General features: G+C 37.2%; 13 protein-coding genes. 12 read left to right on the plus strand and 1 reads right to left on the minus strand.

Annotated elements, in window-relative coordinates; all coding sequences use genetic code 11:
- Positions 1 to 6 precede the first annotated feature (6 nt).
- The 10 genes from def to spoVM all read left to right on the plus strand — a co-directional run bounded on the left by def (position 7) and on the right by spoVM (position 9,321).
- Positions 7 to 483, plus strand: coding sequence for a peptide deformylase (gene def, locus LOK41_RS07085; protein ID WP_016115989.1), 477 nt, complete (start codon positions 7 to 9; stop codon positions 481 to 483).
- Positions 484 to 499: 16 nt separating this feature from the next.
- Positions 500 to 1,444 carry a methionyl-tRNA formyltransferase gene (gene fmt, locus LOK41_RS07090; protein WP_174101787.1) on the plus strand — a complete coding sequence of 315 codons (945 nt, stop codon included), beginning with the start codon at positions 500 to 502 and terminating at the stop codon, positions 1,442 to 1,444.
- Positions 1,441 to 2,775 carry a 16S rRNA (cytosine(967)-C(5))-methyltransferase RsmB gene (rsmB, locus tag LOK41_RS07095; RefSeq protein ID WP_241815834.1) on the plus strand — a complete coding sequence of 445 codons (1,335 nt, stop codon included), beginning with the start codon at positions 1,441 to 1,443 and terminating at the stop codon, positions 2,773 to 2,775. The genes fmt and rsmB overlap by 4 nt, the downstream gene beginning before the upstream one ends.
- Before the next feature lie 4 nt (positions 2,776 to 2,779).
- Positions 2,780 to 3,868 carry a dual-specificity RNA methyltransferase RlmN gene (rlmN, locus tag LOK41_RS07100; RefSeq protein ID WP_174101790.1) on the plus strand — a complete coding sequence of 363 codons (1,089 nt, stop codon included), beginning with the start codon at positions 2,780 to 2,782 and terminating at the stop codon, positions 3,866 to 3,868.
- Positions 3,869 to 3,872: 4 nt separating this feature from the next.
- Entirely contained in the window at positions 3,873 to 4,625 is a 753-nt protein-coding gene (locus LOK41_RS07105) for a Stp1/IreP family PP2C-type Ser/Thr phosphatase (protein WP_174101792.1), read from the plus strand.
- 8 nt (positions 4,626 to 4,633) lie between these two features.
- The gene (gene pknB / locus LOK41_RS07110; protein WP_241815835.1) at positions 4,634 to 6,607 is read left to right on the plus strand and encodes a Stk1 family PASTA domain-containing Ser/Thr kinase; all 1,974 of its coding nucleotides are present in this window, start codon (positions 4,634 to 4,636) and stop codon (positions 6,605 to 6,607) included.
- Positions 6,608 to 6,897: 290 nt separating this feature from the next.
- On the plus strand, positions 6,898 to 7,779 hold the full coding sequence (gene rsgA / locus LOK41_RS07115) for a ribosome small subunit-dependent GTPase A (RefSeq protein WP_241815836.1): 882 nt from the start codon (positions 6,898 to 6,900) through the stop codon (positions 7,777 to 7,779).
- A 2-nt stretch (positions 7,780 to 7,781) separates the two neighbouring features.
- Positions 7,782 to 8,426 carry a ribulose-phosphate 3-epimerase gene (rpe, locus tag LOK41_RS07120; RefSeq protein WP_241815837.1) on the plus strand — a complete coding sequence of 215 codons (645 nt, stop codon included), beginning with the start codon at positions 7,782 to 7,784 and terminating at the stop codon, positions 8,424 to 8,426.
- 106 nt (positions 8,427 to 8,532) lie between these two features.
- Positions 8,533 to 9,174: a thiamine diphosphokinase gene (locus tag LOK41_RS07125; RefSeq protein WP_241815838.1), complete on the plus strand. Its 642-nt coding sequence runs from the start codon at positions 8,533 to 8,535 to the stop codon at positions 9,172 to 9,174.
- Positions 9,175 to 9,240: 66 nt separating this feature from the next.
- On the plus strand, positions 9,241 to 9,321 hold the full coding sequence (gene spoVM / locus LOK41_RS07130; RefSeq protein WP_001213600.1) for a stage V sporulation protein SpoVM: 81 nt from the start codon (positions 9,241 to 9,243) through the stop codon (positions 9,319 to 9,321).
- 71 nt (positions 9,322 to 9,392) lie between these two features.
- On the opposite strand, the gene rpmB is transcribed toward spoVM, so the two are convergent.
- On the minus strand, positions 9,393 to 9,581 hold the full coding sequence (gene rpmB / locus LOK41_RS07135) for a 50S ribosomal protein L28 (RefSeq protein ID WP_000124776.1): 189 nt from the start codon (positions 9,579 to 9,581) through the stop codon (positions 9,393 to 9,395).
- Positions 9,582 to 9,958: 377 nt separating this feature from the next.
- Here rpmB and LOK41_RS07140 point away from each other — a divergent pair, with 377 nt between their 5' ends.
- Together LOK41_RS07140 and LOK41_RS07145 are read left to right on the plus strand one after the other, a co-directional pair.
- The gene (locus LOK41_RS07140) at positions 9,959 to 10,321 is read left to right on the plus strand and encodes an Asp23/Gls24 family envelope stress response protein (protein ID WP_000021111.1); all 363 of its coding nucleotides are present in this window, start codon (positions 9,959 to 9,961) and stop codon (positions 10,319 to 10,321) included.
- A gap of 22 nt (positions 10,322 to 10,343) precedes the next feature.
- Positions 10,344 to 12,020, plus strand: a complete 1,677-nt coding sequence (locus LOK41_RS07145; protein WP_241815839.1) for a DAK2 domain-containing protein — start codon at positions 10,344 to 10,346, stop codon at positions 12,018 to 12,020.
- The last annotated feature ends 53 nt before the right edge of the window (positions 12,021 to 12,073 follow it).

The following is a 12,073-nucleotide window of genomic DNA, read 5'->3' on the forward strand; positions in this document are numbered from 1 at the left end:
GAAAATATGGCAGTTTTAGAAATTGTAAAGCACCCAGATGAAGTGTTAGAAACCCCATGTGAACGGGTAATTAACTTTGATAAGAAGTTAGTGAATTTATTAAAAGATATGCACGAAACAATGTTAGTTGCAGATGGAGTCGGTTTAGCAGCACCGCAAGTCGGGGTAAGTTTGCAAGTAGCAGTTGTTGATATTGGTGATGATACGGGAAAAATCGAACTCATTAATCCGGTTATTTTAGAAAAACGTGGTGAACAAGTAGGTCCCGAAGGTTGCTTAAGCTTTCCGGGACTTTATGGTGAAGTGGAGCGTGCGGAGTATATTAAAGTACGTGCACAAAATCGTCGTGGTAAAATCTTTTTATTAGAGGCAGATGATTTCCTAGCACGCGCAATCCAACATGAAATCGATCATTTACACGGTGTATTATTCACGTCAAAAGTGACGAGATATTATGAGGAAAACGAATTAGAAGAGATGTAAAAGGAGCGGTTTTTGAATGATAAAAGTAGTGTTTATGGGAACACCGGACTTTTCTGTACCGGTGCTTCGTCGTCTTATTGAAGATGGATATGATGTAATAGGTGTTGTAACGCAGCCTGATCGCCCGGTAGGAAGAAAAAAGGTTATGACACCAACACCTGTTAAGGTTGAAGCGGAAAAACACGGTATCCCGGTATTACAACCGTTAAAAATTCGTGAAAAAGATGAATATGAAAAAGTATTGGCGTTAGAGCCAGATTTAATTGTAACAGCTGCGTTTGGGCAAATTATACCAAACGAAATTTTAGAGGCACCAAAGTACGGATGTATTAACGTCCATGCTTCCTTACTTCCAGAACTTCGCGGTGGTGCACCAATTCATTATTCCATCATGCAAGGAAAAGAAAAGACAGGTATCACAATTATGTATATGGTGGAAAAATTAGATGCTGGTGATATTTTAACGCAAGTGGAAGTTGAAATTGAAGAACGTGAAACAACTGGTTCATTATTTGATAAATTAAGTGAAGCTGGAGCTCACTTATTATCGAAAACAGTTCCTTTATTAATCCAAGGAAAATTAGAGCCGATTAAACAAAACGAAGCTGAAGTAACATTTGCGTATAATATTAAGCGCGAACAAGAAAAAATCGATTGGACGAAAACTGGAGAAGAAGTGTACAATCACATTCGCGGTTTAAATCCATGGCCAGTTGCTTATACGACTTTAGCAGAACAAGTTGTAAAAGTATGGTGGGGCGAAAAAGTTCCTGTAACTATGCAGGCTGAAGCGGGTTCTATTGTAGCAATTGAAGAAGATGGTTTCGTTGTGGCGACAGGAAATGAAACTGGAGTGAAAATTACTGAGTTGCAGCCATCTGGTAAAAAACGTATGAGCTGTTCGCAATTTTTACGTGGAACAAAACCTGAAATTGGTACGAAGTTAGGAGAAGACGCATGAGACAAAATGTTCGTGAGTTAGCTCTCGATGGTTTAATGCAAGTTGAAAAAAGCGGTGCTTATAGCAATTTGCTTTTAAATAATTTAATTGAGAAGAGTCAAATTGATAGAAAAGATGTTGGACTGTTAACAGAAATTGTTTATGGGACGATTCAACGTCGTGATACACTAGATTATTATTTACAACCATTTTTAAGGAAAAAAGTAGAGGCATGGGTAAAAGTTTTACTACGTCTGTCCTTATATCAAATGATATATTTAGATCGTGTTCCAGAAAGAGCGGTAATTCATGAAGCAGTTGAAATTGCAAAACGTCGTGGGCATAAAGGGATTGCCGGAATGGTAAATGGGGTATTACGTTCTATTCAGCGTGAAGGTGTCCCGTCCTTAGATGAAATACAAAACCCTGTAAAACGACTTGCTGTTGCAACGAGTCATCCAGAGTGGCTTGTACAAGAATGGACGACAGCATATGATTTAGAAACTGCAGAGAAAATGTGTGAAGTAAATATGTTGCCCCCTGTACCAACAGCACGTGTGAATGTTGATAAAGTAATGGTAGAAGAAGCAATTGATTTACTAAAGCAAGAAGGTGTCGAAGCGCAAAGCGGAGATTTATCTGATGATGCGATTCAAATTGAAAAAGGAAATGTGGCCCATACAGAAGCATTCCAAAAAGGTTTCCTTTCTATTCAAGATGAAAGCTCTATGCTTGTTGCACGTGCTCTAGAACCAGCAGAAGGAGATAAGGTTTTAGATAGCTGTGCGGCACCTGGCGGAAAAACAACGCATATTGCAGAGCGCTTAAAGGGAACGGGACAGGTGATGTCACTTGATTTGCATCCACATAAAGTTCGCTTAATTCAGCAACAAGCGAAGCGTCTTGGTCTAGAAAATGTTGAAACGAAGGCACTTGATGCTAGAAAAGTTCAAGAACATTTTGCAAGTGAAAGTTTTGATAAAATATTAGTAGATGCACCTTGCTCTGGGTTTGGTGTAATCAGACGTAAACCTGATATTAAATTAGGTAAAGAAAAAGGAGATAGTGAAAGACTGTCGACAATTCAGCTATCGATACTAGAAAAGGTAGCTCCTCTGTTAAAAGCAGGTGGTCGCCTTGTTTATAGTACGTGTACAATTGAAAAAATAGAGAATGAGCAAGTAATAGAGCAATTTTTACAAGAGCATCCTGAATTTGAATGGGATACTACTATGAAAGAGCGCATGCCAGAAAAGTTACGTCCTTATATAAATGAAGGACAAGTACAAATTTTACCGCATTATTTTGCAACAGATGGCTTTTATATTGCTTGTTTAAGAAAGAAGGTGTAGCATCATGGAAACAACTGTAAGAAAACAAAAGAAAAATCTAGAAACGAAAAAACCATCTATTTACTCTTTACAACTTCATGAAATGCAAGATTGGTTAAAGGAACAAGGGGAACCGAAATTCCGTGCAGGTCAAATTTTTGATTGGTTATATAAAAAACGTGTGAAAAATTATGAGGATATGACAAACCTTTCCAAAGGATTGCGTGATAAATTGTCGAATTCCTTTGATATAACTACTTTAAATACGTTAGTAAAACAAACATCTTCAGATGGAACGATTAAATTTTTATTCCAACTATACGATGGTTATTCTATTGAAACAGTATTAATGCGACATGAATATGGAAATTCCATTTGTGTAACAACTCAGGTTGGATGTCGTATTGGATGTACGTTTTGTGCATCTACACTAGGTGGTTTAAAACGAAATCTAGAAGCTGGGGAAATTGTAGCACAAGTGGTTGAGGTTCAACGTGCGCTTGATGAAACGGAAGAGCGCGTGAGTTCCCTTGTTGTAATGGGTATTGGTGAGCCGTTTGATAATTACGATAATTTAATGGCATTCCTACGCATTGTAAATCATGAGAAAGGAATCCATATTGGTGCACGTCATATGACGGTTTCAACAAGTGGAATTATCCCAAAAATTTATAAATTCGCTGAAGAAGATATGCAAATTAACTTTGCGATTTCATTGCACGCTCCAAATACAGAATTACGTTCAAAATTAATGCCAATTAACCGTGCTTATAAATTGCCGGATTTAATGGAGGCTATTAAATATTATGTAAATAGAACGGGTCGTCGTATTACATTTGAATATGGCTTATTTGGAGGAGAAAACGACCAAGTTGAGCACGCTGAAGAACTTGCTCAATTGTTAAAAGGTGTAAAGTGTCATGTGAACTTAATTCCGGTAAACTACGTACCAGAGCGTGATTATGTAAGAACGCCACGTGAGCAAATTTTCTTATTTGAAAAAACGCTAAAAGACCGTGGAGTAAATGTAACGATTCGCCGTGAACAAGGTCATGATATTGATGCTGCCTGCGGTCAGTTGCGTGCAAAGGAGCGCAAAGAAGAGACGAGGTGACAAGATGAAAGCCGTGTTTCTATCGGATAAAGGTAAAGTTCGTCAACACAATGAAGATAGTGCAGGAGTTTTTCATAATTTAGATGGAGATATTTTAGCTGTAGTAGCTGATGGAATGGGAGGTCATCGAGCAGGCGATGTTGCTAGCTCGATGGCCATTCAATTATTCCATGATTATTGGAAGCAAACGTATAATATGGATACACCAAAAAAAGCAGAAGAATGGTTACATACAAACGTTGAAATGATTAACGAGAGGGTATACGAATACTCGAAGAAGCATACTGAATGTAGTGGCATGGGAACTACTGTTATTGTTGCGATTTGTACGGCGGGATTTGTAACAATTGGACATATAGGAGATAGTCGTTGTTACATGTTATCAGATGGAGAGATTTCGCTTATAACCGAAGATCATTCACTTGTAAATGAGCTTGTGAGATATGGTGAGATTTCAAAAGAAGATGCAGAGTATCATCCAAAAAAGAATGTGCTTTTACGAGCGCTTGGAACAGAAGAAAAAGTTGGATTAGATGTGAAAACATTAGTGTTAGAAGAAAATGATCAACTGCTTCTTTGCTCTGACGGATTATCAAATAAAGTTGCTATGGATGATATGCGAAAAATTTTGCTATTAAACGAACAACTCGAGACAAAGGGGGAGTGTCTTGTTCAACTTGCGAATGATCGTGGTGGAGAAGATAATATTACCCTTGTCATTGTTGATTATACGGGTTCGGCAAACGAAAGTAGGTGAATTACAACGTGCTGATTGGAAAACGCCTAAATGACCGCTACAAGCTACTGAAAATGATTGGTGGCGGAGGAATGGCCAATGTATATTTGGCTCATGATGATATACTGGGCCGGGATGTAGCGGTAAAAATATTACGACTCGATTATGCAAATAATGATGAGTTTATCAAACGTTTCCATCGAGAAGCGCAATCTGTTACAACGTTGTCGCATCCGAATATTGTGAGTATGTATGATGTTGGTGAAGAAGATGGGATTTATTATCTTGTTATGGAGTATGTACCTGGGCAAACATTGAAGCAATACATAAATCAGCGTGGAATGTTACCTATAGGAGAAGCTCTTGATATTATGGAACAGTTAACATCTGCAATGGCACATGCTCATCATTTTGAAATTGTACATCGAGATATAAAGCCACATAACATTCTAATTCGGAATGATGGAGTTGTGAAAGTAACCGATTTTGGAATTGCGACAGCTACAAGTGCAACGACGATAACGCATACGAACTCAGTGCTTGGTTCGGTTCATTATTTGTCTCCAGAGCAAGCACGCGGAGGGATAGCGAATAAACAATCAGACATTTATTCACTTGGAATTGTAATGTTTGAATTGTTAACAGGGCGACAACCATTTTCAGGAGAGTCTGCGGTTGCGATAGCTTTAAAGCATTTACAGAATGAAACACCATCTCCAAAACGTTGGAATCCAGATATTCCACAAAGTGTAGAAAATATTATTTTAAAAGCAACTGCAAAAGATCCGTTTCATCGGTATCAGTCTGCTAATGCGATGAAGAGAGATGTTGAAACAGCGCTATATCCAGAACGTATTAATGAACAACCGTTTTATATACCGGAAGATATGGAAGCGACGAAGGCCATTCCGATTATTCAACAAGAGCAATTGTTTGGAAATGTAAGTGATGAAACAATTGTATTGAATGGAAACAAAGCCGATGGGCAGATAAAAAGTGAAGAAGCCAAACCAAAGGTAGAAAAAAAGCGAAGTAATAAATGGTTGAAAGTACTAATTACAACATTTTTACTTTTAGCAATTGGTATAACGTTAGCTCTTACTGTAATTCCAGGATTCTTTATACCAAAAGATGTGAAAATCCCGGATGTATCTGGTATGAAGTATGAGACTGCTGTTAATGCTCTTGTTGAGAAAGGATTTGAAGTTGCTGAGCCTAACATTGTTTATACAGATGATGTTGAAGCTGGGAAAGTAATTAAAACAAATCCAGTAGCAGGAAGAGTTGTAAAGGAAAGTTCTAAAATCACAATCTATCAATCCGGTGGGAAAAAAAAGAACAAAATGAGTAATTTAATCGGAAAAGATTTTGAGAGCTTGAAGGACGAATTAGAAGGAAAATATAAAATTATTGTTCCATCCTATATTGAAAGCGATAAACCGAAAGGTCAAATTTTAGACCAGAGTCCAGCGGCTGATCAAATGATTGTGGAAGCAGAGCAAGATGTGAAAGTTTGGATAAGTAAGGGGCCTTATCAAATTAGGCTTGGTGATTTTTCAGGTTGGACCGAAAATTATGTGAATAGCTATTTGAATGAAAATAAACTGATCTCTAATATAAAAAGAGAGTATTCAGATACAGTTGAGAAAGGTTTAGTGATTTCACAATCACCAAAACCGGGAACACCTTTAAAAGAAGGAGATAAAGTAACGGTTACTATATCAGATGGGCCAAAACCGAAAGTAACGAAGACTGTAAAAGTTGATAATATTGCAATCCCATATGAATCTCCTGTAGAAGGTGAGAAAAAGCCGCAGACAATAGAAATTTACAAAGAAGATATGGCGCAAAAAATGGATAAGCCGATTGAAACACGAACGATAACGGAATCAACTACTATTTCTTTAGAATTTGTGATTCAAGAAGGAACAAAAGGACATTATAAGATTGTTCGAGATGGAACAACAATCATTGATAAAGAAGTGCCATATCCGGCCGAGTAAAGGTGTGTCTCCATTTAGTGGATTCCACCTTCTTTGTATGGACAGTGGAATTTGTTACTCGTGCCTGTTATGCTGTTAACGTGGGCAGAAAAAGGACGAGAAGTTGTGATTTGAAATAGAAGAACAGCCTAAAAGTAAAGTAGGAATAAAGGGTAATCTAAACTGGTAAACAGTCAGTCTTATCCCATTACTCCGTCTCGAAATTTTGAGAGAGGGTTAATAATATATATAACCCTACTTGATCAGGGACTGATAATCATTTCATTTTATATAGAATAAAGGAGAGTTATATGGCAGAAGGAAAAATTATAAAAGCTTTAAGCGGTTTTTATTATGTGCAGCATGAAGGTGGTATTACACAATGCCGTGGTCGTGGTGTATTCAGAAAAAATAAAATTACACCGCTTGTAGGAGATCAAGTAGTTTTTCAAGCAGAGAATCCGAATGAAGGGTATGTTTTGGAGGTTTTTGAGCGAAAGAATGAACTTGTTAGACCGCCAATCGCCAATGTTGATCAAGCAATCCTTGTTTTCTCGGCAGTTGAACCAGATTTTAACCCTGGATTGTTAGATCGATTTCTGGTTTTAATTGAATATCATAACATTAAACCGATTATTTGTATTAGTAAAATGGATTTAGTTAGTGAAAAGATGCGAGAAACCGTTGAATCTTATGCAAAGGATTATCGTGAAATGGGATATGATGTGCTATTTACTTCAATCAACACATCAGAAAGTATTGATATTTTAAAACCATTTTTAGAAGGTTGTGTATCAGTGGTTGCAGGACAATCTGGTGTAGGAAAATCATCCATGTTAAACGTATTACGCCCAGATTTAGCGCTGAAAACAAATGATATCTCTTCGCATTTAGGGCGTGGTAAGCATACGACAAGACACGTAGAATTGATTTCGGTTGGAAGTGGTCTGGTAGCAGATACACCGGGGTTTAGTTCTCTTGATTTTATCGATATAGAAGTAGAAGATCTTACATATTGTTTTCCAGAGTTGAAAGAAGAGAGTCAATACTGTAAATTTAGAGGGTGTACACATCTTTCTGAACCAAAATGCGCGGTGAAAGCTGCGGTAGAGGAAGGGAAGATTACCCATTATCGTTACGAACATTATAAACAATTCGTAGAAGAAATTAGAGAGAGAAAGCCGAGGTATTAGTCATGGTTAAAATTGCACCATCGATTTTATCAGCAGATTTTTCAAAATTAGGGGAAGAAATTAAAGATGTAGAAAAAGGCGGAGCGGATTATATCCATGTTGATGTAATGGATGGACATTTTGTTCCGAACATTACAATTGGTCCGCTAATTGTAGAGGCAATTCGTCCAATTACATCCTTACCATTAGATGTACATTTGATGATTGAAAATCCTGATAATTATATCCCTACTTTTGCGAAGGCTGGAGCGGATATTATTACTGTCCATGTAGAGGCATGTTCACATTTACATCGTACGATTCAATTAATTAAATCACATGGTATCAAAGCGGGAGTGGTATTAAACCCGCATACACCAGTGTCAATGGTTGAACATGTATTAGAAGATGTTGATATGGTATTACTTATGACAGTAAATCCAGGATTTGGCGGACAGAAGTTTATTCATTCTGTATTACCGAAAATTAAACAAGTTGCAGAAATGGTCAAAGAGCGCAATTTACAAGTAGAAATTGAAGTTGATGGTGGTGTAAACGCTGCGACTGCGAGACTTTGTGTAGAAGCTGGAGCAAATGTCCTTGTAGCTGGATCAGCAGTATATAATCAAAAAGACCGCGGTGAGGCAATTCGCGTAATTCGTGGATAAGGAATAGATGTAAGAAAACTTTCATGACCTGTTAGAACGGGAAAAATGTGAAAAAGGCAATCTACCGACTGGCAGATTGTCTTTTTCTATAGAAGGGGAAGAAAAGATGATTATTCATATACTAGCTGGAGGGCCTGAGGAGTACTGCGCTGATTTATCTCGGTATGAAAATGAGGAAGTTGTATGGGCGGCAGTTGACCGTGGTGTATATCGTTTATTACAAAGAGGAATCATGCCAACAGTTGCATTTGGTGACTATGACTCAGTTACAGATGAAGAATTAGCGTGGATGCAAAAACAGACAGATGAGTTGCATATTGTTCTACGCGAAAAAGATCAAACGGATTTAGAAATTGCAATTCATTGGGCATTGGAGCAAAAACCGGATTTGATTCGTATTTTTGGCGCTACAGGTGGAAGGCTTGATCATGGATTAGCGAACATACAGATGCTTTTAAAAGGACTGGAAGCATATACTGAAATGTATATCGTCGATAATAAAAATGAAATCTCTGTAAAAAAAGTAGGTACATATATAATTGAAGAAAAGGAGCAATTTCCATACGTATCTTTTGTGCCTGTTACGGAAATTGTAAAAGGTATTACACTTTGTGGTTTTAAATATCCTCTCACTGATAAAACGATAGAATGGGGATCGACGCTTTGTATTAGTAATGAACTCGTTGTGGAAAAAGGTACTTTTTCATTTACTTCTGGCATATTAATGGTGATAAGAAGCACGGATTGAAGAAACACTTTTGCTACTCGCATCATATAGTAAACAAGTGGAGTAATGGGGATTAGGAGGGAAACCATGAGATTTTATACAATTAAGTTACCTAAATTTCTTGGTGGAATTGTTCGCGCGGTGTTAAATACCTTTAAAAAGGACTAAAAAAGCACCATTAATGGTGCTTTTTTCATGGTGATAATAAAAAAAGAGCCTAGTGGCTCTTTTTTTTATTATTAAACACGTTCGATTTTGCCAGATTTTAATGCTCTAGCAGAAACGTAAACACGTTGAACTTTACCGTCGATGCGTACGCGAACTTTTTGAAGGTTAGCGCCCCATTTACGTTTTGTAGCGTTCATTGCGTGAGAACGAGAGTTACCAGAACGAGCTTTTCTTCCAGTAATAGCACAAACACGAGCCATCTATATTTCCCTCCCTTAACTACCTTACCATACGTAATTTTTCAATGTTAGTCTTTTATGCGATGCTAAAAACACTACTATAATTTAACACAACTAAAAAGAGAATGCAACAGTGTATAAAAAAGAAATCAAGAAAAATTACTTGACACTAAATGTCAGTAAAGAAAAGTAGAAATCAAGAAAAATTACTTGACATATTATAGTGATACATGTTGTATAATAACAATGGACTATTTTGCTCGTCATGGAAAATTGTAATAATGAGTACAAAATATGAGAGCGAAAAGAAAGAACGATGGAATTTTCTTTGAAAAGATTATATGATAGTAATTAAAGTAGTCTAGCTCACTTTCACCATTTATGAAGGGGGAAACGAGATGTCAATTGAAATTAAAACGAAGTACGGTCAAATTGATATTAGTACAGATGTAATTGCAACGATTGCTGGAGGTGCCGCGGTAGATTGCTACGGTATCGTTGGTATGGCTTCAAAAAATCAATTAAAAGATGGATTAACAGAAATTTTACGAAAAGAAAACTTCACTAGAGGCGTTATTGTTCGTAAAGACGAAGATGAAGTACATATTGATATGTATATTATTGTGAGCTATGGTACAAAAATTTCAGAGGTAGCACATAACGTCCAAACGAAAGTGAAATATACATTAGACCAAACGGTAGGACTAGCAGTAGATTCTGTAAACATCTACGTACAAGGAGTTAAAGTAATAAACTTGTAATGTGCATTAAGGAGGAAAATCTGTGTCAATTCAAAAAATTGATGGAAAACGTTTATCACAAATGATTATTCAAGGAGCGAATAATTTAACAAACAATGTGCAGCTTGTTGATGCATTAAACGTTTTTCCAGTTCCAGATGGCGATACCGGTACAAATATGAATTTATCAATGACTTCAGGTGCGCGTGAGGTGAAAGCAAACCCTTCACAGCATGCTGGTAAAGTCGGCGTAAGTTTAGCAAAAGGATTATTGATGGGAGCTCGCGGTAACTCAGGTGTTATTTTATCTCAGTTGTTCCGTGGCTTCTCTAAATCCATTGAACAAAAAGAAGAATTAACAACAGTTGATTTTGCGGCAGCTTTAGAAGCTGGTGTAGAAACGGCGTATAAAGCGGTTATGAAGCCGATTGAAGGAACGATTTTAACAGTTGCAAGAGAAACGGGTAAATATGCAGTCACAGTTGCGAAAAAACAGCGCGACTTTGTTTTGTTTATGGAAGACGTTGTAAAAGAAGCGAATGCATCGTTAAATCGTACGCCGGATTTATTATCTGTATTAAAACAAGTTGGCGTTGTAGATAGCGGTGGTAAAGGTCTTGTAGTTGTATATGAAGGCTTTTTAGCTGATTTAAAAGGAGAAACAATTTCTTCTGATGTACCGGCGCAACCATCTATGAATGAAATGGTACGTGCGGAGCATCACCGTAGTGTACAAAGCCAATTGAGTACAGAAGATATTAAATATGGATATTGTACGGAGTTTATGGTGAAATTAGAGCCTGAAAAAGTAAAGGAACATAATTTCTCAGAACAAAAATTCCGTGAAGATATTAGCGTATATGGTGATTCACTACTTGTTGTATCAGATGATGAAATCGTAAAAGTTCATATTCATGCTGAGCATCCGGGAGATGCGATGAACTATGGTCAACGTTATGGTAGTTTAATTAAGATTAAAGTAGAAAATATGCGTGAACAGCATACTGCTTTATTAGACGATCCAGTAACAATGCCTGAGAAGGTAACTCCAGTGAAAGAGAAACAACCATATGGTATTGTAACTGTAGCGATGGGATCTGGAATTAAGAACTTATTCGAGAGCATTGGTGCAACACAAGTTATCGAAGGTGGTCAAACGATGAATCCAAGCACGGAGGATATCGTGAAAGCAATTGAAGAAGCGAATGCTGACAAAATTATCATTTTGCCGAACAATGGCAATATTGTGATGGCTGCAGAACAAGCTGCCTCTGTTGTTGATCAAGAAGTTATTGTAGTGCGTTCGAAAACTGTTCCGCAAGGGATGGCAGCTATGTTAGCATTTAACCCAGCTGGAACGCTAGAAGAAAATGAAGAGAATATGAAAGAAGCGCTTGCGCATGTGAGAACAGGTCAAGTTACGTATGCAGTTCGTGATACGGAAATTGACGGCGTATCAATTCAAAAAGATGATTTCATGTGCATTGCAGATGGAAAGATTGTATCTACAAATGCTAAAAAAGTAGGTGCAGCGAAGCAGTTGCTAGAAAGTATGATTGATGAAGATTCTGAGATCGTAACAATCTTGCAAGGTGAAGATGCAGCAGATGAAGAAGTTGCAGAGTTAGTTTCATTTGTAGAAGAGAAGTTTGAAGATGTAGAGGTAGAAGTTCATCAAGGGAATCAACCTGTATATTCTTTCATTTTCTCTGTAGAATAAGATGAAGTTTTCCTAAGGATAGATTATTTACTTGCTAATGAGCGAGAACGCAT

The sequence above is a fragment of the Bacillus sp. TL12 genome (genome assembly GCF_022625245.1).
GTDB lineage: Bacteria > Bacillota > Bacilli > Bacillales > Bacillaceae_G > Bacillus_A.

What these genes read in the sequence shown, in the direction of transcription:
- spoVM (WP_001213600.1), top strand. Translation starts at nt 9,241, where the DNA reads ATGAGATTTTATACAATTAAGTTACCTAAATTTCTTGGTGGAATTGTT.
- LOK41_RS07125 (WP_241815838.1), top strand. Translation starts at nt 8,533, where the DNA reads ATGATTATTCATATACTAGCTGGAGGGCCTGAGGAGTACTGCGCTGAT.
- def (WP_016115989.1), top strand. Translation starts at nt 7, where the DNA reads ATGGCAGTTTTAGAAATTGTAAAGCACCCAGATGAAGTGTTAGAAACC.
- rpmB (WP_000124776.1), bottom strand. Translation starts at nt 9,581, where the DNA reads ATGGCTCGTGTTTGTGCTATTACTGGAAGAAAAGCTCGTTCTGGTAAC.
- rlmN (WP_174101790.1), top strand. Translation starts at nt 2,780, where the DNA reads ATGGAAACAACTGTAAGAAAACAAAAGAAAAATCTAGAAACGAAAAAA.
- fmt (WP_174101787.1), top strand. Translation starts at nt 500, where the DNA reads ATGATAAAAGTAGTGTTTATGGGAACACCGGACTTTTCTGTACCGGTG.
- LOK41_RS07105 (WP_174101792.1), top strand. Translation starts at nt 3,873, where the DNA reads ATGAAAGCCGTGTTTCTATCGGATAAAGGTAAAGTTCGTCAACACAAT.
- rpe (WP_241815837.1), top strand. Translation starts at nt 7,782, where the DNA reads ATGGTTAAAATTGCACCATCGATTTTATCAGCAGATTTTTCAAAATTA.
- LOK41_RS07140 (WP_000021111.1), top strand. Translation starts at nt 9,959, where the DNA reads ATGTCAATTGAAATTAAAACGAAGTACGGTCAAATTGATATTAGTACA.
- rsmB (WP_241815834.1), top strand. Translation starts at nt 1,441, where the DNA reads ATGAGACAAAATGTTCGTGAGTTAGCTCTCGATGGTTTAATGCAAGTT.
- rsgA (WP_241815836.1), top strand. Translation starts at nt 6,898, where the DNA reads ATGGCAGAAGGAAAAATTATAAAAGCTTTAAGCGGTTTTTATTATGTG.